Here is a 19,684-nt window from a genome sequence, read left to right on the forward strand (position 1 = left end):
AAAAGCCCTGGTTTTATAGGCTAATATAAAAAATTAATTTAAACCGCCATTGAACGCCTGTTGCAGTAGCGCCTGGAATAAATGTTCTGACTCCTGCATTTGGGCCTTTACTTTTTGCTTTTGCTGTTCTATGTTCTGAAATGTTTGAGCAAAATCGTTTTGAAGCTGGATTGGAGGAACGGGAGCCCAAAAGGATTTTACATCTTGTTGATTTATGCTCGATTGATTTATTGAATCTTTCGCTCGTCCCAATATTTGAGCCTTCATAAAGGGTTGTATAAGTATACGTGTTAAAAATACTGGATTGACAATGCTTTTATCAATTTCTAACCTCATCATATTTGATTCGAACAGTGTAGGTTCCTGAAGTTTGGGAATTAATGCACATTTTCCTAAATGACTTCTACTGTTTACACGATTAATGACTATATCACCCTCATAGATTTGAAACAGTTTTACTTCTTTCTCTGTTGCGTTGACTCTTTTCAATTTATCAACATTATACACAACACCATCATAAAACGAATCTATTCGCAGGATGGGTATCCCTGATCCATAGTCGTTTGCACTTTTATAAAGTCCATTTTGTGGCCCATCAAAGATCAAATTTCCTAATGTCTCAGTATTCCATCCTTTCTCATTTCGCAAAGGATCGCCAAACATATCAATGAACAAGCTTTGGGCAAGGTCGTCGTAGTGCTTTAGCAGTTGCTGGTTTTTTTTGCGCAAGGCGTCAGCTTTGTCTAATATTTCGGCGATGCGTTTTTGGGTGGTGAGGGGTGGTAGGGGAATTACTAAGTTATCAATATCTTCATTCCGTATATTATTGATATTTGCACCAGCTGATAGATGAGAAATTGTGCGTCTATAAGATGACGACCGGAAGTAATTAGCTAAATATCCATGGTCAATTCTCTCATTGGGTCTTACTACTTTGCAAAATGCGCCAAATGATGCCTCAATATCGTTCTCAATTGAAATTGCGCGACCAACAATATGCTTACTTCCACTACTAGCGGCAATTAGAATATCACCTTTCTTTAATAACTGCTTTTCAGAAATGCATTTCCGGCTAACATATACTAAATCATCTAACTTGATACCATATTCAGTAATGTTGTTGGCACGCAATATTGTTAAATAGTCTTTCGATAAAGTATCCGAAACGTCGGATGGCTTGTATGATACTCCTCTTATTTGTTTAGCGACATCATGTATTTTGACAATACTCATTTCTTCTATTTATACTGCTTCAATCCGTTGTTCACTCTGTTAATTATCGGTATTATTTTAATAAGGTTGTATATCTTAAGCCGATTCTCAGCAAGTCTGGTGTAAGAATTATACTGTGGCATTTTGCTGTTGAAGTAAGGCTTTTAATTCGGTCATCATTTCGCTACGTTCTTTATCCAGTTCAGTAATTCGCTCAATTATCACTTCCGGAACATCATAGATTTTCTCTTCGTGCTCCACCTCTTTGTAACGGTTAATGCTCAGGTCGTACCCGGCAGCATGTATTTCGGCATGAGGCACAAAAAAGCTTTGTTCGGTACGTAGGCGGTTAGATTCTGCATGGCGGTTGTTCCAGCGGGCAATAATATCCGGTATATTATTCTCGGCAACAGGCTGGCGCTTATCATCAAGACTTAGCCCGTCAGCCTTCATATCATAAAACCAAACTTTGTCCGTGCCGCCTGCACCGGTTTTGGTGAAAAATAACACGGCCGTGCTTACTCCTGCATAGGGCTTAAACACTCCACTCGGCATACTGATCACCCCGGTAAGCTGGTTGTTGTCCAGTATTTCTTTACGTATCTGCTTGTGGGCATTCGACGAACCGAAAAGCACGCCATCAGGCACGATGACCGCTGCACGACCGCCAACTTTAAGTCCCCGGAGTATCAAGGCCAGGAACAGCAATTCAGTTTTGGTAGTTTTCACAACGCTGCTCAAGCTGCCGTCAACCGAATCATGATCTAACGATCCTTTGAATGGCGGATTGGCCAGTATTAAAGTTGCCTTGTTCCTGAAGCTGCTGTTGGCCTCGCTCAATGCATCCACGTCCACCAATTGCGGATTTTCAATACCATGCAAGAGGAGGTTCATAGCGCCAATGCGGATCATGGTAGCATCGAACTCCATACCCATAAACATGTCATTCTCGTAATGCTTGCGCATTTCCGCATTCGTTAAAAGGTTGGGATGCTTTTCCAATATATATTCAGCAGCCTTTACCAAAAATCCGGAGGTACCCGCAGAAGGATCGCAAATCACATCTTCGGGGCCGGGATTGGTCATCTCCACCATCATGCGAATAATATGCCTTGGCGTACGGAATTGTCCGTTAGTGCCTGCGCTGGCTATTTTACTAAGCAGATACTCGTATACATCACCTTTGGTATCCCGGTCGTTCATGTCCACCGCCGAAAGCAAATCTACTACCAGTTGTAGCAAACGAGGCGTAGGTATCATAAAGGTAGCACCCTTCATGTACTTATTGAAAGACGAATCTTTAGATGCGCCCTTATTCTTCATAAAGTCGAAGACGCCGTCAACCTTTCTAAAAAGCTCGAACATAGATTCGGCGTCCATGTCCTTAAATACACCCCAGCGTAATGGCTGATCATCGATCTGATATATCGGGTCTTCCACAGATGTCCCTAATAAGGTAGCCTTACGTTCCTTTAAGGTCTGCAATTCGTCCAACCGACGGATGAACAGCAGGTAGGTAATCTGCTCAATTACTGTCAAAGGGTTGGATATACCACCCGACCAAAAGGTGGTCCATATCTTGTCTATTTGTGATCGTAGAGATTGGTTAAGCATTTAGTTTAAATATAAAATCGGTCCAAATTTAATCTTTATATTTCGTTGCAGCTTGTTGTAGCCGTTGATTTATTTTGTCTTGTAAGTGCAGTGGCGAAATAACCTTAACCCTATCTCCAAATGACAGAAGCAAGCTTTCTAACTCGAAATTACACATCACCTCGATAGATATTAATGTTCGTTCTTCCGTCTTAATTGTCTTTTGCGACCCATGCAGTGGTTTAGATAATACATAGGGTAAAGTTGATTCATTAAACTCTAAAAGTATCTTTTCAATTACACCTTCATCCGGCCTCGTTACACCAATAATATCTTCAAAATATTCGTTGAAATTATATTTGTCGTTATCATGATACGGCACGTCGCAAGTTGCTATGGATACTATCCGGTCAAGCGCTAGGTTAGTTAGTTTTTTAAGTTTTTCGTTAAGCCCAAATAAGAACCATCTGTTATTGTATTGCTTTAAATGATAAGGATGGATAATAAATTCGCCTGGCGCCAAACTTTTGTAAGATTGGTAACTGATTCTAACAACCTTCTTGTTTAGTACAGCATGGAATAGAGGACTGATATGTTCTACTCCTTTTAAATATTCATTACCGTCCAGTCCAATTATTGGATTGTCCGATTCAACTGTTAAAGATTGCTCTAATTTGGGAGCGAACTCATTTACCCACTCAAACTGCGGTAAACCTTTAAATCGCGATAGAATTTCGGCAGCAGCACTAAGTTGTTCTATCTCAGCGGAATTTAATGGCTGATTATCGATCGAAAAATTGATATCACGATACCTGAAATGCTTTTTCTTTCCAAAAGGTATGCGATCTATCTCTGCAGACCAGCCTTCTGCACTTTCCATGTATTGAATATCGTAAAGAATCTGCCTACGTTGAATGCCTTTTGAGTTGGGATCTATTTCAAAAAGTTGCTTATTACATTCTTCAATTAAATCCTCTATAAAATATTTTTTACCTGGATTGCGGAAACATCGATCTAAGATTTTATACCTTATAAGTGCTGCTTTATTAACTGCCATAGCTTCAATTTGTGATAGTGTTGGGCCTTTAAAAATACAAAATTCCTGTGCAGATACATTGCACAAGTACTTCTCACCTTTGATTTTATAAAGGAACGAATTCAATCAAAAGGAGATTCACAATGCAAGATTACAGACAACTTACCCGACAGTTAAGAAGCAGGCTTGATCCTGAAAATTTAATATTTGAGAAATCCATCAACGAAGAGCTTTCGAGTATCAGCTATGCAGACGTTTTGGAATATGTTCGATATGCAATGAACGGTGTTGAGCCAGCTTATACACAGCGAAGCAAAGAAGCTGGTGAAAGGGTGAAAACGCATTTAAAAAATGGTGGCATTTTAGATGCCGATTTTCAATATCAAGGTTCTGTATTGACTGATACTCACATTAAAGGATACAGCGATATAGACTTATTAGTTATTTCGAACAAATTTTATAGTTGGGATAGTGCAGGTGTAAGGCAGATTCTAAATGAAGGATATACCTCCGGTTATCAAACTACACAGTTGCAAAAACTTCGCTATGAGACAGAGTTAACTAACTATGCAGGAAACGCTTTAGACGATTTAAGAAAGCTAAGACTCGACAGTGAAGTAACTCTTCAAAGCAAATATCTGGTTTGCGATATCAACAAACCTAAATCCATTAAGATTGAGAACAAGGATTTGAAGAGGGAGGTAGATATTGTAATTGCCAATTGGTACGATGATGTGCTATCAATAGTAAATAATAAAGGTGCTTATCGCGGAATACAGGTTTATAATAAACATGAACACGCCAAGGGTAAGGTAGATTATCCATCTATAAGCATTGAGCGAATTAATGAAAGGAGCGCTTTGACTGCAGGCCGATTAAAGAAAATGATACGTTTTCTAAAAAATCTGAAAGCAAAGTCTGACTTGACCATTGACCTTACAAGCTTTGATATTAATGCAATTTGCTATGATATACAAGTATCAAGGTATCAAACAGCCGCGTTCTATCAACTTGTACCTATTCTTTATGCGCAACTGAAGCGACTTGCTGATAATATCAATGCTGCATATGCTTTGAAATCTGTAGATGGGAGAGAATATATTTTCTTTGGCAAACCGGAGAAGTTACAAAGCTTGCGCAACCTCATGACTGAAATAGATTCTATTTTAACTGATCTCAAAAACTCCCGTATAGTATTATGAAGAAACGAATTTTTATCGGATCATCATCCGAGCAGCTTACTACTTTAAATGAGATTATTACCCTCTTAGGTGATTCCGTTGAATGTATTCCCTGGACTGACGCTTTTGGATTGAATAAAAGCGGGCTTGACTCGCTCATCAAGCAAACAAAGTTGGCAGATTTCTCTATTCTATTAGCCACCAAAGATGATTTAACCAAGCAGCGCGGCGAGTCTTTAACTAAACCCCGCGATAACGTCGTTTTTGAGTTCGGATTATTTTTAGGTTCTGCAGGTTCAGAAAAATGCTATCTAATAGCTGAAGAAGATGCCGATTTACCGTCAGACCTGGATGGCATCACCGTAGCTAAATTTACCAGAAACCCAGGCCAGTATAATTCGCTGGACAAGATAGTAGAAAATATAAAATCGCAAATTGCTAAGGTCGGGGAAATGGCTCAACTTGGTTTGCTACCATCTACAGCGCTAGCTATAGGTTATTATAACAGTTTTCTAAAACGTGTATGCGAGGAGCTTCACAATTCTGGTGTTATAGAAATTGAAGGAAAGAAGCTAAGTGTAAAATGCTTTAAGATAAATGTAATAATTCCTGAGCGCCTTGATGATAATGGCGTTTCAAATTTTACAACACTATATAATAAAAAGCATAAGCTTAGCAAAGCTTCCACAACGAACAACACAGTAAGTCAAGGTACGCGTGGCTATCCCTTTCACTTTAAAGTTGACCCACCAGACGCCAATCAAGACAACCCTGTTGAAATTCAATTGTCTGACATACCTTCAACTTTAAGCACTATAGTAGATAGTCTCAAGCTATACTTGCCAACAAATCAGGTAGGACAAGATTTTGATACTGATTATCTTGAAATGAGAGAGCTCGAAAACTTCGCAAAAGTGTTAAATTTTCTCATTGGTAGGAACGCTGCTACCAAAGGGTTTGTGACGGTTTTCACGAATGTGAAACTTTAAAATGATCCGTTGAAGAAACTTGCAAATAATTCGTAAAAAGCACAACACAAAGAAGTTTTTAAAGATTGGTGCCATCGCTTAGATGCAAAAGTTATTATATTTGTATAACGATAGTACTTTAAAACGACGCAATTAATACGGTGGCCAATTAGTGCCTTCTGATTTTTGCGGTATATAATCGATTGAAAATTAATCCCTTATAGGAGTGGTTCGAGTCCCGTCCAAGCTGAATCATATCACGCAATATTTGAAATATTAGCATCAAAAGCAACCTTTGCTTGACAAGTTGTCATGAATTGATTATTTTTGCTAAAAGTAAAAAGCATGAAGACGATGACCGTTGGCGAATTCAAAAGCCATTTCTCGGATGTAGTTGACCAGGTTAAGGCCGGGGCTAGCTTTGCCGTCACTTATGGGCGCAAAAAAGAAATTGTTGGTTATTTCCTACCGGAAGCGCAAATAGTTAAACCGAAACGCAAACTGGGAATATTGGAAGGAAAGGCTAAGGCTACTTTCAAATCGGACTACCAGATGACTGAAGAAGATTTTTTAGGATGAATTATATTCTCGATTCCCACGTCTTCCTCTGGTCTTTGTTAGCGCCCAATAAATTAACTAAAAAAGTAAGGAAGATACTGGAAAACTCAGGTAATAACGTATTTATCAGCGCTGTCACTTTTTGGGAGATATCCTTGAAATTTGGTCTCGGAAAGCTTGATCTTAATGGCGTGTCACCCGATGAGCTGCCCAGGCTTGCAGAGCAAACAGGATTTGAACTGTTACCATTATTTTCGGAAGAGTCCGCAACTTATCATAAAGTGGAGGCGGCCTGGCACCGCGATCCATTCGACAGAATGCTGATTCGCCAGGCTATTTTAAAAGATTTTATTCTGATAAGCAAAGACGAGAAAGTCGCTCTTTACAAATCAATTGGTCTGAAGGTTGAGTGGTAGTCTATTTCTACAACTGCTACAATATCGATTAAATTGACCAAGAGGGTTGGAAATCGAAATGGGTTGAGATATTTCCGTTGTTGTGAAAAATACTTAATTTTGGGATGTCATCAGGCAGTGTACCAAAGTGAGTACCAGTTAAATTGAGCGGTCGATAACTAATTGTAGATCAGTCTATAATATTACAAGGTTCGGGGACAGTAACTCCCACCAAACGAAGCCCTTCAGATTAAGTTCTGAGGGGTTTTTTGTTGTAATAAAGTTTTTTGTTTAGCTTAAACAAGCTATAGTTTGTTTTCTTAAACAGCATGGCATGATTACTATCTATATAACTTAATTAATGGTGAAAACTATACTTATAAATTTTATCTGTAGTTTATATTTATGCGGATGTGCGGGCACAGGTAATAAGCATGAAAGTTTAGATTCAGCGCAAATTTTAAAGAGCCTATTTAACTCTGACAAAGTAATGGATGGGATTCCAAAAAACGTTAATACAATTTATGTAATTAAATCGCACAGGTTTAAATATTATAATAAATCCTGGCCGGGGGAAGTGAATAGGTTGAAAATTAGATATATTGAGGAAACCAAGAACTCAAATGAATCTCTAATACCCAAGGCAAAAATAACTGATAAACCTTTGAGGTATGTTGTGTCTAAGTTTTCTATAAATAGTAACGATTCGGCATTAGTTTCTCTTTATAGCATAAATCAGCGAATAGATTACAATTGCAAGTTTGTTAAAAAGAATGGTAAGTGGATAATTTCGCATATCAGTTGGCAAATCGAATGAAGGGGAAATCGAATGAAGGAGTTTACATGATCAAATCTGCTCTCTTCCACCAAATGAAGCCCTTCAGATTAAGTTCTGAGGGGCTTTTTGTTGGAATAAGGTTTTTTGTTTAGCTTACTCATAGAGCAACTATTTATTATTTTCTCTTCCAAATAAAACTAATGTAAACTTAAGGTTTACTCAAATTGTGTCAATTTAGTTTTATCTACAAATTATTATCAGTGCACTTTATCCAAAACGGGTTGTACGGGTGCTATGATCTGCTTATGAGCTAAAAATTTTGTGATCGTTGTAAATGATAGTCCTTGTTGCTTAAAACCCGCTATAAGTTGATGCATACGTTCGCTCATTTGCTTGCCGCTGTTTTTTGACACGTAGCCCGGAAAGCCAAAACGTGTTTTATCCTGCAAATCGGTAAACTCCCAGGGATGAAAGTAGATGTTTAAATAGCCATCGCGCCGATAGGTTTTATTGCACAACAACCTATAAAGCCATAGTGGAAAATTATGGAATGAGAGCCAGAATAAAGGGATACGCAACAGCGGACTTACCGATGCCGGTAATTGAATTACACTCTTTTCCAGAAAACAGGTGCGCGGCTTTTTCAGATTGTTGTACCGCCCGGGTAAGTATGTGGGGTTAATAGAACTGTTGTAAACATAGCCGGCTTTGTACACCTCTTCTTCGTCAACAGGCATCATACGCGCCATCCTGAAGCCATTTACAGGCTCGCAGGTAAGTTGCTCAAGTACTTGTTTGGATAGGGCCAGATGACTTGTCTCAAATTCTGAATGAAAATAACCATGCGAAGCCACTTCATGCCCTGCCTCAATTATATTTTTTATTAACTGTGGAGCCGCCAACGCAAATGTTGCTGTGCAAAAAAAGGTCGCTTTTACATTGTGCTTTTTCAATATACTCAATATCTCCCGGGTGCCTTGGGTAGATATTGCCATCTGATCATCAAACGAGATAGTTCGACCGTATTCAAAAGGCATGTCAAATTCCTCTATATCAAAACTTAGCAAGATCATAGCGCTTATCTAAACTGGTATTTCTGATGATATAATTAGGTCTTAATTTAGTTTGCAGGAATATTTTGCCTACATATATGCCTATCACTCCCATAAGCGTGATCTGCAAGCCGCCAAAAAACACAATGGTGGTGATGATTGACGCCCAGCCGGCAATAGCTTTACCGGCCATCAGGCTGTAAATTACATAAGGAAAGTATAACAGGGACAAAAAGGAAATACTAAATCCGATAAACACTGCGGTATACAAGGGTCTGATGCTAAATGAGGTGATGCCCTGCATGGCCAGCCTGAACATCTTTTTCAGTGAGTATTTACTTTTATCGGAAAAACGCTGTTCGGCATCGTAATCAATAGCATATTGCGAAAAGCCTACCCATTTCACAATTCCACGCAAAAAGGGCTCAATTTCGTTGAACTGCAATAAGATATCGGCAACCTTACGGTCAATAAGGCGAAAGTCGGCCGTGCCTTGTTCCAGCTTTACTTCAGATACCTTGTTGAGCAGGTTATAGAATAAGTTGGATGTGAATTTTTTATAAGCTGAATTACCTTCGCTGGCCCGGCGACGGCTGTATACAATTTCGTGCCCTTCTTCCCATTTTGATATGAATAGCGGCAGTAATTCGGGAGGGTGTTGCAGGTCACCATCCATCGAAATAATGCAATCCCCGCTGGCCATATCCATCCCGGCCTTTAAGGCATTCTGATGCCCAAAGTTTTTACTTAGTTCAATGTAATGGATGTTGCCGTTAAGTTCATGCATGCTTTTAAGCACGTCGGCTGTTGTGTCAACACTACCATCATCCACAAAAATATATTCATGATGATAGTTGAGCCGCATAAAAACTTTGTCTAACCGTTCGATGACTTTCAGAATATTGGTTGATTCATTGTATACAGGAATCACTACCGATATTTTTCTCGACGGATTTTCCCTCGAATAATTGTAATCAATTACAGATACCATAACCTGCTAATAATAGCTTAATTTAATTGTGAATAAGGAGTTGGTGTATTTCGTTTAAAGAGCATTTGATAGATCACTGCAAGCCAAACCAGCAGGTATGGTAAAACCTTTAACCTATAGGGTTTAATAATATTTACCCGCCATGATTTAGGAAAAAGATCGGTTGCGAAAAGGCTGCCAAAATAAATGGCAAACAACAATAAGCCTATTTCTAATTTGTTTACAGGTTGTTCAATCGACATATACCAGATGCCCACACCTGCAAACGCAATGATGTAAGTAACAAGTTCTGACCCTGAACTGAACAATACGGTAAACATCAGTATTGACGATAATGCCAGAAAACGGAACGATTGTTCGCTATATCTGCTGATACGTAAAAAGGGTAACGCCAACAGCAACATACCGCCGGCAATAAAAGGTAATGATGGTAAGCCATCATTATTAAATATTCGCCGTATCATCCCTGCTACAGATACGTCCTGGTATTGGCTCAATACATTTAATTGATTTTTTTGTACCAGGGAGTGATACCATCCCCCATAGGAGTTAATGATAAACTGCGGCGAAAAGAAGATCATTGGCAATACAAAAAGTATTACCGCCCAAAACAAAAGGCTTCCGATAAACTTCAGCTTCTGTTCGGAAAAAAGGAAAAATACTATCCCTACAATTCCGTATAGTTTAACGTATAGGCCAACTATAATACAAAATGCCGCCCAAAAGTCACTTCGGTTTTGGATAAATACCCAGCTTAAAATAATAAGCGCTGCAACAGCCCCATTGGTTTGAAACTCAATGAGCGAGGTATAAAGTTCCTGCGTGCATACAAAGCAAATGATGTTTTTATTTAATGTAGAAAGCGGTAATTGATGTATGGCAAAAAACAAAAGAAATACGTTGAAAATTTGCCAGGCATATAATTGTATCACATCGCTCATAATGGCGAAGGGAGCCATTATTAAACTGAACAGCGGGCCATAATGATTAGTGTCTCCATAAAATGTAGATGCTGCGTACAGATCTGTATGGTTTACTGCGTTTATAAACGCGTATTTAAATATGAGGTAATTATTAATAGCGTTTGCGTTTAGCCTGCCGTTGGTTATAAATACCGCCATGATAGCCCATATCACGAGCATTGAATATTTTCCGGTTGACAGTTTTTGCGCAACGCCCAGGTATTTTGAAAAAATACCGCGTTTTTCAGGCAAATCAATAGTATTAGTCATTAAAGCAATGCCTTATGGGCTTATTTCTTAATATTAATCAGGATTGTAATAAATCTATTACAAGATTACGTATAATGTATCACATTCGTTACAATCAAAGTGTCAATAATTTTCAATTTTTTTAGGCGCAAAAATAAATAGACGGGGAGTGAAACTAACTCGGGTTTATAGTGTAAAAAGGAGAAAGAATAAGCACCAAAAAGCCGGGAATCCAATTGAAGTTCCTGAATATAAATGATGGCAATATATTCCATTCCGGATACTATGATATGTCAATCTCTGAGGCGGGTAATGAACTTAGATTTTAGCCAAAACTTAATTTTAATTACAACTAAAAGAAATGGCGGTTAATTCGTGAATTAACCGCCATATATGCGTGAATGTAGCTATATTAAAATCGTTTATTCATTGCTTACTATCCAATTCGCCTCTTCTTTTCCTGATAGCATGATCACTGTATTTGAATCGGTAGTTTCCTTTTTTGACGGGGTAACAAGCTTAAATCGCTTTTCTTTAAAAACAGCAGACAGGTCGACAGCAAAACGACGCGGCTTGTTTGATAAATTCTTTAGCTTGAAACCTTTTGATGTAATTGTATAACGAATATTGTATTGCGGATTAGTAAACTCTATTGTTCCATAACCGTTTAGGTTTGGTTTGATACGTAAATCGGCATTTAATGCATGTTGGATACCTAAAAAATTATCTATAAGTACAGAGGTATAAACACATGGATATTCATAATACATATCGGCACCGTGCCAGTCTTTGTTATCCACATAATATACATGGTTCATGTCATATCTTTCACCCATGTAATAGGAGTCTTTCAGGGCTTCAGCGGCAACAGTTTGGAGTTGTTTATAAAGCATATCATTGTTGTTTCGCCATTTCCAGTATGAGGCATCCCACCACCAATAGCGCCCGGCGGCACAAAGATCATATGGGCCGCCGTCACCAATTTCATATTTATTGTAAGCCGCAACATCTGCCGAAATAAAACTTGGAAACCTTTGAAATTCGGCCAGGTTTGCATTCACCAGATTGCCCACCGCCTTGGTTTGCGCTTCTGTAGTATAGCCAAACATTACCGGCAATATGTTTGCCAGCAAGTGTATATGGTTATGTTTTACCCCGCTTCTGTCTACCCAATCTACAAACCGTTGTTCCTTTTCGTCCCAAAAGCCTTGTGGTAATGGCTGAACCAGTTGCCGGGCAATTTTTTTGGAGATACCGGTGTAATAGTCTGATTGTTGGCCCCGGTTCAAAATGCTTTCCATTTGCGCCAATAATTGAAAAGTGTAAGCAGCCAATGCACCCGACATGGTTTCCCGCCCGTCTTTCATTACCTGGTCCTCATAATATACGTCTGACCATACACGCCCATACTGGTCGGTGTTTGCGATGGTAAGTGCAGCTGCTTTTTCAAGGTTCCCAATATTTTTATTGAGCCATGACGAATCTTTGGTAGCTTCAAAATAGTGAAACGATTCTTCAAGAACTTCCATATTGCCCGTTAACAAAAACATATTGGCGTTCACCTTACCATTTTGGCTATTGCGGCGGATATGGTATTCCCGCTCACCACTGGGTTGCACAGAGCACGGGTCACGGAATAATCCTTCAGGGTCATCCTGCATTAATTTGAACTGAAGTTCAATCATTCGTTTCACCACATCAATATCAAGGTCGGAGGCAAAGGCAAGTCGTCCTTTTATTTGGAACTCATGATCTACATCGGGGTAAGAACCGGCATAAGCCTTCGGGTTTAATGTGCTGATCACGTATCCGCTTGAGTAGGGATAGTTTTTTGCTTTGGTTTTTTCAATTACTGATTGCAGCATGGTTCCCCAGTAAAAGCCTGCTAAAGTGTTTGCAAGGTTATCGCCACCTTGTATGCCGAGTGTATAACGGTTGTTAAAGCAATCGCTATGTGGGCGGGCTTCGGCTGTATAAAGCTCAAACCTTTTAGCATACACTTTTACTTTTAAATTGCCATTTTCGGTGATACTTGTGAGGGAGTCGGTGCCTGATAATTTGATCAGATATGAATTATCCTTTGAAAGTGCATCCTGAGGCAAAACCCACAAATTGGTGTTCGCGCTAATTTTTTCAGACAATCCATTTACGGGAAGTACATACCATTTATTATCCTCGCGATTTATACCTACGCAGGTTTGCGTTTGAAATGTTAGTTCAATGGGATTGTTGCCATCCGCGGCATTTACTTCCGAATGATCTTTTACAGTTTTGGTGTTTGCATTTTTAATGTTTAAAAGAATGCCCTTATGGTTTGATTGAGCATGGATCGCAAAGCTGTTGAGCAAAAGGATTGCGACTAAAAATTTTCTCATATATAATTGGTTTTGGGAAATACAAGCTTATTCGGGAACCAATATAAATGTTTAATGCCGCCTTCGGAAATTTGAGGGAAGGGATAAAGTAAGTAAGTACATCCTCCTAAGGTTTTTAGAGTATCACACCGCTGGCACAGGTTTTCTTTTAACTATTTTAAACAACGCAAAGGTAAGTAAGCCAGATGCCAAACCTGCAACAATGGCAAGGGATATGCTGCCGTATAAATATTGTTCGAGGTGAAGGCTTATTGATTTTAGAGAGAGGCTACCATCAAAAGGCATATCTGTAGTTTTATCACCAACCCAAAAGCCACCGGCTTTATAGCTCAGAAAAATAATGACCGGTATCATAGGGGCAAAGCTAATGTGGGCCGCTAAAATAACCAATGCTTTATTTAACCTGAACAGCATGGCCAGGGAAAACGCCACTAACAATTGAAAGCCCCATATAGGTACTATACCCATAAATATCCCGAAACCGATTGATAAAGCCTTGAGTTGCGCAGAATGATCAGGGTTAAACAGGTGTTGCTTTAAAAACTGCCTGCCTTTTTCTTTACTGAACAAACCGATGAAGGTATTGCCGTAGCGGGCTATCCAACGCCAAAGTTCTGAAAGTTTTATGCCTGCTTTTTTTATATAACTCATTGGTTTTAAGTTAAACAAAGCTTACCCAGTTAGGCTTCATTAAACCGGTGCAAAGATATGCATCTTTATTATACAGTAAGGCGATAACCACAATTGAGTTGATAATATGCTGATGCTCGCCCCCAATATAACAACCTAATGCACTAATGTAAATTGCAAGTTATAACGCACATTATTAGATAAATACGTGTTAAATTTTTATTAAAAAATTAGTCTACTAATCCTATAGTGCATATATTTGTAACAATTGTTAATTATCGTTCTAACCAATTAGTTCTTTATGGTAAATAATGAGGTCAGTCAACTAAAAAGAGAAAGCCATAAGCTTTCTCTTTTTCTCCCCCTTTAACAGCTGAGCCCTTTATTTTATTTGCCATAAAATTAAACAACCACTCATAGATGGTGTTAACCTTAAAACACATCACGCTATGATCGATCCTAAAGACACCTCACCTGCTGCCAAAGATGGCAAGTATGAATTTCATATCAGTTACTCGGGCCGGGAGCTGGCCTGCCGGGTAGAAAAAGAGCAGAACAAGTTGCATGTTTTTATAGATAACAACATCAACTCGGAACTGGAGATACAGCCGGATGGTAGTGTTATTCAAACCGGAGGTACTGATCTCCCCGATTCAAGCATTGAGTTTATTAAGAAACATGTTTTAGAACATTCGGATCAGTAGATCACGACAGTACTTCTTCCAGCACATCTGCCGAGCGTATATTGCCGAAGCCCTCAATATGCAGGGCATAGTACTCCAGTATTTTTTGTATCAGGTAACGGCGTTCATCATTGCTGAACTTTAATTGCTGCATATTTTCAAAACTGCATTGCAGCAACAAGCCAAAGTTTTGGGTGTGCGGTGGGGAAAGATATAGAAGACTATCGGGCCTGTACCTGCTGAAGGTGCCGTTTTTCATATCAAAATAATCGGCATTGGAGGCTAAATACCTGTCGGGGAAAAAGCCAAGATAGCGGGTAAGGTGAGCCAGGAACAGGAGATGGAAGTTGGATACATTGCCTGCCTGATGATCCAACCACTCTATGGCACTAAACACAAAGTCAAATAAACTTTCATCAGCCGATTGTTGCTTGATGGCCTTATATAACACTTCGTTCAAAAAAATAGCAATACAGCTTTTAATAACATCATAAGGGATGGTTTGCAATACCGGCGAGTTTTTTAGCTCGGATATGCGCTGTACACTGCCGGTGCTTTTATGATAAACCACCAGGTCAAGCAGGTGCAGCGGTTGCAGCATATTGCGGCCTATTTTGGCCTTTGGCTTTTTTGCTCCGTTAATGATGTATGATTGCAGGCCAAATTTTTCGGTAAACAGCTGCACTATCACGCTGCTTTCGCCATAATCAGTGGCTTTAAGTACAATACCCCTTGTTTTGTGCAGCATGTTTAAAACAATGAAATAATTTTAGGCACAAATATGATGGCTCCTGCCAGCAGGGCAAATGCAGCAACTATAACAACAGCACCGGCGCTTACATCTTTCACATGGCCGGCTTTGATATTGTAAGTAGGCGAAACCAGATCGGTCAGTGTTTCAATAGCTGTATTTAAAAGTTCGGCCGAGAGTACTGCCGCAATGCACAGGATTACCCATAGCCATTCCCCTGCAGAAATTTGCAATACAAAGCCGAGGGCCACAGCAATGGAGCCAGCCGTTAAATGTATCCGGAAATTAGGCTGGGTATCAAAGGCGTATTTTATTCCTTTAAACGCAAAGCCAAAACTTCTAAACAGTCTTTTCATATACAAAAATACACGTAATTAAGCTTTTAAAATCCAGTTATTTGAACTTGGCATCATTAAAAATTACAATTGAAGTTATGGTTTTGTCACAATGTCAACACGGGCAATCCGCACATAGATCAAAATTCGTAGTTTAGCAGCGCCCTTAATTCACTTATAATGTTCTGGAAATATATTGCTTCTTTTATCCTCAAAAACAGGCTCACCGTATTTATATGCGTTTTAATATTGAGCGCCTTTATGGGGTTTGAGGCATCAAAAGTAAAGATAACCTTTAACGGCGGCAAAGTATTGCCCGTTACCGACTCGGCCTATATACGGTACAATGAGTTCAAAAAAACCTTTGGCCAGGATGCTTCATCCATGGTAATCGGTATCAAATCAGACAAGATCTTTGATAAAGATGTATTTAACGACTGGTACCAGATAGGCACTCAGTTAAAAAAAGTTAAAGGCATCAAGGCAGTGGTATCTGTAGCCAATGTTTACAATCTGGAAAAAGATACCGCCCAGCACCGCTTTGTAGTAAAACCCCTGGTTAGTGGCATATTGCCATCGGCACAGGCGGTTGACAGCGTTAAGCAGCAATTGGCAAAGCTTCCTTTTTATAAAGGCCTGGTGTTGAGCAACGATGGCAAATCAACCCTGATGGCTATCACTTTTGATGATAAGATCATCAACACCCCATACAGGGTACCTATCATTAAAAAAATAGATCAGCTTGGCCATGAGTTTGAGCAAAAGCACGGCATAAAGGTACATTACTCCGGTCTGCCGCTTATACGCACTGTTGTGGGCGACCTGGTTTCGCATGAGTTTTCCATGTTTCTGAGCCTTTCTATTCTTATTACTGCACTAATACTGCTGCTATTCTTCCGCTCGTTTTTTCCAGTCATTTTCCCTGTGCTTATTGTGGTGCTTGGGGTAGTATGGAGTTTGGGCACGCTGGTTTTAATGCATTACGAAATGACCATCCTTACCGGTATCATCCCGCCGCTGGTGGTAGTTATCGGTATCCCCAACACTATTTTTATACTCAATAAATATTACCACGAGTTTGAACTATCGGGCGATAAAATGGGCGCCTTGAAAATAGCACTTGAAAAGGCAGGTATAACCACCTTTATAGCTAACATAACCACCGCTATTGGCTTTGGTGTATTGTGCTTTACCAACAGCGAATTGCTTACCCAGTTTGGTTTGGTAGCCTCTTTAAGCATACTGGCAACATTTGCGTTAAGCCTTATATTGGTGCCTATTGTATTTAGTTATTTGCCTCAGCCAAAGGCAAAACAGGCAGGTATTAAAGATGGCAAGTTAATGAAGAGCTTGTTGATTGGTTTAGATAATCTGGTGCATAACAAACGCAAAACTATCTACATCACCACCTTGGTATTGCTCATCATTTCGGCAGTTGGTGTTTACCGTATCAATATTAATGGTTATGTGGTTGATGATCTGCCGCAGCATAATCATACGCTGGAAGATCTTAAATTCTTTGAATCAAACTTTAACGGGGTGCTACCTTTGGAAGTAAGTATTGACAGCAAACGCAAAAATGGTGTGATGAACCAGGCAGTTATGCGCAAAGTTGAAAAGCTTGAAACCCTTATTTCTTCGTACCCGCAGTTTAGCCGGTCAATTTCCTTGATCCAGGTATTGAAATTTTCAACCCAGGCATTTTACGGCGGCAACCCTGAATACTACCGTTTACCCGATGGCATTGAACAAAATTTTATCCTCAACTACGCCAGTAACTCGGGCAAAAGCTCCTCGGGTGCGCTGAATACCTATTTGGATAGCACCCGGCGTGTAACCCGCGTAACATTTGAAATGGTGGATGCAGGGTCAAAAAAAATGAATGCCGTACTGGCCGAACTTCAGCCCCGCATCGATTCAATTTTTAATCCGGCTAAATTTCATGTAGAACTTACCGGCTCGAGCATTATATTTATAAAGGGGACTAATTACCTGTTAAAGAATTTATATGAGAGTTTGGCCTGGGCTATTTTTCTGATTGCCTGCGTTATGTGGATATTATTCAGGGGGGTGAAAATGATTGCTGTTTCGCTGGTGCCTAACCTGATACCGCTTATCATTACGGCCGGTATCATGGGCTTTTTCGGCATCCCCTTAAAACCATCAACCATACTGATATTCAGTATAGCAATGGGTATCTCGTCTGACCAAACCATATATTTTATAACCCGCTACCGTCACGAGTTGAGGCATACCAATAAAGGGATATCGCAAATAGTATCAGATACCATTCGCGAAACCGGAGTAAGTATGATATTTATTGCAACGGTACTGTTTTTTGGCTTTGGTATATTCGCGGTATCTAAATTTGGTGGTACCGTAGCTTTAGGGATCTTACTATCCATAACACTGTTAGTGGCTATGATCAGTAATTTAACCCTGCTGCCCGCGTTTTTGCTGAGCCTGGAAGGCGGCGTTGATCGTGATAAATTGAAAGGGCCGGATATTGACGAGGCTTAATGCCTCACCCCAGCTCTCTTCAAAGGAGTAACAGATCGTGAAAAGACACAATCTTTGAAATGGTCTGGAGTATAGTTGACTCACCCGGTCTACGCTTCGCTGGACCGCCCTCTCTTCAGCTTCGCTGGAAAGAGGGCAGGGAAAAAATAAAAGAAAATCCCCTCCTTTCGCCGCAGGCAAAGAGAGGGGTGACAAGCGCAGCGATGTCGGGGTGAGTCTAAAAGAAATTTAAATAAACGCCGAATAATTATTACCATGGATCTGAAACTCACCAACAAAGTAGCGGTAGTACTTGCCGCCAGCAAAGGATTAGGTAAAGCTATAGCCACCACGCTATCCGCTGAAGGCGCTAAAGTGATCATCGGCTCACGCGATGAAACGGAGCTTGCCAAAACAGCAAATGACATCAGCCAGCTTACGGGTAATGATGTAATAGCGATACCTGTTGATGTATCCAAAGCCGATGAGATCGAATTGTTTATCAAAAAATCAGCAGAGGCTTTTGGGCATATAGATATATTGCTCAATAACGCCGGTGGCCCTCCATTTGATAAGTTCGAGAATTTTGACGACGAGCAATGGCAAAAAGCATTTGATTTAAACCTGCTTAGTTTTGCCCGCTTGAGCAGGCTGGTGTTGCCCCATATGCAAAAAACAGGGAGCGGGCGTATCATCAATATTATCAGTGGTTCGGTAAAGGCGGTACTTAATGGTTCGGTGCTGTCAACCAGTATGCGCATGGGTGTTGTGGGCATGGCTAAGCTAATGGCCGATGAATTTGGCCCATATAACATCACGGTAAATAATGTAGCTCCCGGCCTCATCCTGACCGACAGGATAAAGCATACCCTCCCCAAAAATGTTGATGAGGAAACAGCTTTAAAAGAGAAAACCAAAAGCATTCCCCTTGGCCGTATTGGCAAACCCGAAGAGCTGGCAGCCATGGTGTAGCCTTCCTGGCATCAGAACAGGCAGCTTATATAAGCGGAACAACCATACAGGTTGATGGCGGAGCAAACAGGAGTATATATTAAGATTGTCTGAACCGGGATTTTTGGGATTAAGGGAATACTACGATTCATAAAGAAGATTTCAAATAAAAAAAAGGCACATCACATGTGTCTCTATATCATTAGAGGAAAAATCCAGTTAATTCTTATAAATCGTGGTTCAGACAAACCTACGCGCCCCTTTTACTTTCCCTTAAATAATCAATAACGAGAGTAACAATGCTGATGATACCGGCAAGCGTTAAACCTAAGGCGCCGCCCTGTACCAGGTCCTTCCATTTTGAATTATGTAACGCGGGAATCACCATTGATGCCGAAAACAGTATCACCGCAACTAATAACATTAATACTGTACGCTTTACTTTATTTTTCACCCGTCTAAATTAAAAAAATCATTTATAAATT

Annotated in this window: 18 protein-coding genes; 7 read left to right on the top strand and 11 right to left on the bottom strand. The window is 39.9% G+C overall.

From position 1 onward, the window contains the following. Positions 1-33 precede the first annotated feature (33 nt). The 3 genes from QWZ01_RS22960 to QWZ01_RS22970 all read right to left on the bottom strand — a co-directional run bounded on the left by QWZ01_RS22960 (position 34) and on the right by QWZ01_RS22970 (position 3,862). Positions 34-1,233, bottom strand: a complete 1,200-nt coding sequence (locus tag QWZ01_RS22960) for a restriction endonuclease subunit S (protein ID WP_290327510.1) — start codon at positions 1,231-1,233, stop codon at positions 34-36. Positions 1,234-1,341: 108 nt separating this feature from the next. Beyond that, the gene (locus QWZ01_RS22965; RefSeq protein ID WP_290327512.1) at positions 1,342-2,826 is read right to left on the bottom strand and encodes a type I restriction-modification system subunit M; all 1,485 of its coding nucleotides are present in this window, start codon (positions 2,824-2,826) and stop codon (positions 1,342-1,344) included. A 28-nt stretch (positions 2,827-2,854) separates the two neighbouring features. Further along, the gene (locus tag QWZ01_RS22970) at positions 2,855-3,862 is read right to left on the bottom strand and encodes a helix-turn-helix transcriptional regulator (protein WP_290327514.1); all 1,008 of its coding nucleotides are present in this window, start codon (positions 3,860-3,862) and stop codon (positions 2,855-2,857) included. A gap of 122 nt (positions 3,863-3,984) precedes the next feature. Between QWZ01_RS22970 and QWZ01_RS22975 the strand changes: the two genes are divergently transcribed. The 4 genes from QWZ01_RS22975 (at position 3,985) to QWZ01_RS22990 (ending at position 6,964) form a co-directional block, all read left to right on the top strand. Beyond that, positions 3,985-5,043 (top strand): nucleotidyltransferase-like protein, encoded by a 1,059-nt coding sequence (locus QWZ01_RS22975; protein ID WP_290327515.1) that lies wholly within the window; start codon positions 3,985-3,987, stop codon positions 5,041-5,043. Then, positions 5,040-6,011 carry a CBASS system CD-NTase-associated NAD(+) hydrolase Cap12 gene (gene cap12 / locus QWZ01_RS22980; protein ID WP_290327517.1) on the top strand — a complete coding sequence of 324 codons (972 nt, stop codon included), beginning with the start codon at positions 5,040-5,042 and terminating at the stop codon, positions 6,009-6,011. Before QWZ01_RS22975 ends, cap12 begins: the two co-directional genes overlap by 4 nt. 324 nt (positions 6,012-6,335) lie before the next feature. After that, on the top strand, positions 6,336-6,569 hold the full coding sequence (locus QWZ01_RS22985; protein WP_290327518.1) for a type II toxin-antitoxin system Phd/YefM family antitoxin: 234 nt from the start codon (positions 6,336-6,338) through the stop codon (positions 6,567-6,569). Beyond that, positions 6,566-6,964, top strand: a complete 399-nt coding sequence (locus tag QWZ01_RS22990; RefSeq protein WP_290327519.1) for a type II toxin-antitoxin system VapC family toxin — start codon at positions 6,566-6,568, stop codon at positions 6,962-6,964. The genes QWZ01_RS22985 and QWZ01_RS22990 overlap by 4 nt, the downstream gene beginning before the upstream one ends. A gap of 1,014 nt (positions 6,965-7,978) precedes the next feature. On the opposite strand, the gene QWZ01_RS22995 is transcribed toward QWZ01_RS22990, so the two are convergent. From QWZ01_RS22995 to QWZ01_RS23015, 5 genes are all read right to left on the bottom strand, one after another. Further along, the gene (locus tag QWZ01_RS22995; protein WP_290327521.1) at positions 7,979-8,794 is read right to left on the bottom strand and encodes a polysaccharide deacetylase family protein; all 816 of its coding nucleotides are present in this window, start codon (positions 8,792-8,794) and stop codon (positions 7,979-7,981) included. Next, positions 8,775-9,764, bottom strand: a complete 990-nt coding sequence (locus QWZ01_RS23000; RefSeq protein WP_290327523.1) for a glycosyltransferase family 2 protein — start codon at positions 9,762-9,764, stop codon at positions 8,775-8,777. Before QWZ01_RS23000 ends, QWZ01_RS22995 begins: the two co-directional genes overlap by 20 nt. Positions 9,765-9,781: 17 nt before the next feature. Then, complete coding sequence (locus QWZ01_RS23005) at positions 9,782-10,996, bottom strand: glycosyltransferase family 87 protein (protein ID WP_290327525.1); 1,215 nt, start codon at positions 10,994-10,996, stop codon at positions 9,782-9,784. A 401-nt stretch (positions 10,997-11,397) separates the two neighbouring features. Then, positions 11,398-13,350: a hypothetical protein gene (locus QWZ01_RS23010; RefSeq protein WP_290327527.1), complete on the bottom strand. Its 1,953-nt coding sequence runs from the start codon at positions 13,348-13,350 to the stop codon at positions 11,398-11,400. 123 nt (positions 13,351-13,473) lie between these two features. Then, a complete protein-coding gene (locus tag QWZ01_RS23015; RefSeq protein WP_290327529.1) occupies positions 13,474-14,001 on the bottom strand; it encodes a DUF2062 domain-containing protein in 528 nt (175 codons plus the stop codon). 428 nt (positions 14,002-14,429) lie between these two features. Between QWZ01_RS23015 and QWZ01_RS23020 the strand changes: the two genes are divergently transcribed. Beyond that, positions 14,430-14,684, top strand: a complete 255-nt coding sequence (locus QWZ01_RS23020) for a hypothetical protein (protein ID WP_290327531.1) — start codon at positions 14,430-14,432, stop codon at positions 14,682-14,684. A 1-nt stretch (position 14,685) separates the two neighbouring features. Here QWZ01_RS23020 and recO read toward each other — a convergent pair whose 3' ends face one another. Next, entirely contained in the window at positions 14,686-15,411 is a 726-nt protein-coding gene (gene recO / locus QWZ01_RS23025) for a DNA repair protein RecO (RefSeq protein WP_290327532.1), read from the bottom strand. Positions 15,412-15,413: 2 nt separating this feature from the next. After that, positions 15,414-15,770 (bottom strand): diacylglycerol kinase family protein, encoded by a 357-nt coding sequence (locus tag QWZ01_RS23030; RefSeq protein ID WP_290327534.1) that lies wholly within the window; start codon positions 15,768-15,770, stop codon positions 15,414-15,416. Between the two features lie 159 nt (positions 15,771-15,929). Here QWZ01_RS23030 and QWZ01_RS23035 point away from each other — a divergent pair, with 159 nt between their 5' ends. Then, positions 15,930-18,269: an efflux RND transporter permease subunit gene (locus tag QWZ01_RS23035; protein ID WP_290327536.1), complete on the top strand. Its 2,340-nt coding sequence runs from the start codon at positions 15,930-15,932 to the stop codon at positions 18,267-18,269. Positions 18,270-18,524: 255 nt separating this feature from the next. Then, positions 18,525-19,220: an SDR family NAD(P)-dependent oxidoreductase gene (locus tag QWZ01_RS23040; RefSeq protein WP_290327537.1), complete on the top strand. Its 696-nt coding sequence runs from the start codon at positions 18,525-18,527 to the stop codon at positions 19,218-19,220. 229 nt (positions 19,221-19,449) lie between these two features. Here the strand turns inward: QWZ01_RS23040 and QWZ01_RS23045 are convergent, their stop codons facing one another. Beyond that, positions 19,450-19,653: a hypothetical protein gene (locus tag QWZ01_RS23045; protein ID WP_290327539.1), complete on the bottom strand. Its 204-nt coding sequence runs from the start codon at positions 19,651-19,653 to the stop codon at positions 19,450-19,452. Between the last annotated feature and the right edge of the window lie 31 nt (positions 19,654-19,684).

It is taken from the genome of Mucilaginibacter aquaedulcis (assembly GCF_030409325.1).
GTDB lineage: Bacteria > Bacteroidota > Bacteroidia > Sphingobacteriales > Sphingobacteriaceae > Mucilaginibacter > Mucilaginibacter aquaedulcis.

Bases quoted from the DNA above. Each gene is read 5' to 3' on its own strand.
- QWZ01_RS23000 (WP_290327523.1), bottom strand. From the start codon at position 9,764: ATGGTATCTGTAATTGATTACAATTATTCGAGGGAAAATCCGTCGAGA.
- QWZ01_RS22995 (WP_290327521.1), bottom strand. From the start codon at position 8,794: ATGATCTTGCTAAGTTTTGATATAGAGGAATTTGACATGCCTTTTGAA.
- QWZ01_RS23010 (WP_290327527.1), bottom strand. From the start codon at position 13,350: ATGAGAAAATTTTTAGTCGCAATCCTTTTGCTCAACAGCTTTGCGATC.
- recO (WP_290327532.1), bottom strand. From the start codon at position 15,411: ATGCTGCACAAAACAAGGGGTATTGTACTTAAAGCCACTGATTATGGC.
- QWZ01_RS23005 (WP_290327525.1), bottom strand. From the start codon at position 10,996: ATGACTAATACTATTGATTTGCCTGAAAAACGCGGTATTTTTTCAAAA.
- QWZ01_RS22985 (WP_290327518.1), top strand. From the start codon at position 6,336: ATGAAGACGATGACCGTTGGCGAATTCAAAAGCCATTTCTCGGATGTA.
- QWZ01_RS22960 (WP_290327510.1), bottom strand. From the start codon at position 1,233: ATGAGTATTGTCAAAATACATGATGTCGCTAAACAAATAAGAGGAGTA.
- QWZ01_RS23030 (WP_290327534.1), bottom strand. From the start codon at position 15,770: ATGAAAAGACTGTTTAGAAGTTTTGGCTTTGCGTTTAAAGGAATAAAA.
- QWZ01_RS22965 (WP_290327512.1), bottom strand. From the start codon at position 2,826: ATGCTTAACCAATCTCTACGATCACAAATAGACAAGATATGGACCACC.
- QWZ01_RS22970 (WP_290327514.1), bottom strand. From the start codon at position 3,862: ATGGCAGTTAATAAAGCAGCACTTATAAGGTATAAAATCTTAGATCGA.
- QWZ01_RS22990 (WP_290327519.1), top strand. From the start codon at position 6,566: ATGAATTATATTCTCGATTCCCACGTCTTCCTCTGGTCTTTGTTAGCG.
- QWZ01_RS23015 (WP_290327529.1), bottom strand. From the start codon at position 14,001: ATGAGTTATATAAAAAAAGCAGGCATAAAACTTTCAGAACTTTGGCGT.
- QWZ01_RS23035 (WP_290327536.1), top strand. From the start codon at position 15,930: ATGTTCTGGAAATATATTGCTTCTTTTATCCTCAAAAACAGGCTCACC.
- QWZ01_RS23040 (WP_290327537.1), top strand. From the start codon at position 18,525: ATGGATCTGAAACTCACCAACAAAGTAGCGGTAGTACTTGCCGCCAGC.
- QWZ01_RS23020 (WP_290327531.1), top strand. From the start codon at position 14,430: ATGATCGATCCTAAAGACACCTCACCTGCTGCCAAAGATGGCAAGTAT.
- cap12 (WP_290327517.1), top strand. From the start codon at position 5,040: ATGAAGAAACGAATTTTTATCGGATCATCATCCGAGCAGCTTACTACT.
- QWZ01_RS22975 (WP_290327515.1), top strand. From the start codon at position 3,985: ATGCAAGATTACAGACAACTTACCCGACAGTTAAGAAGCAGGCTTGAT.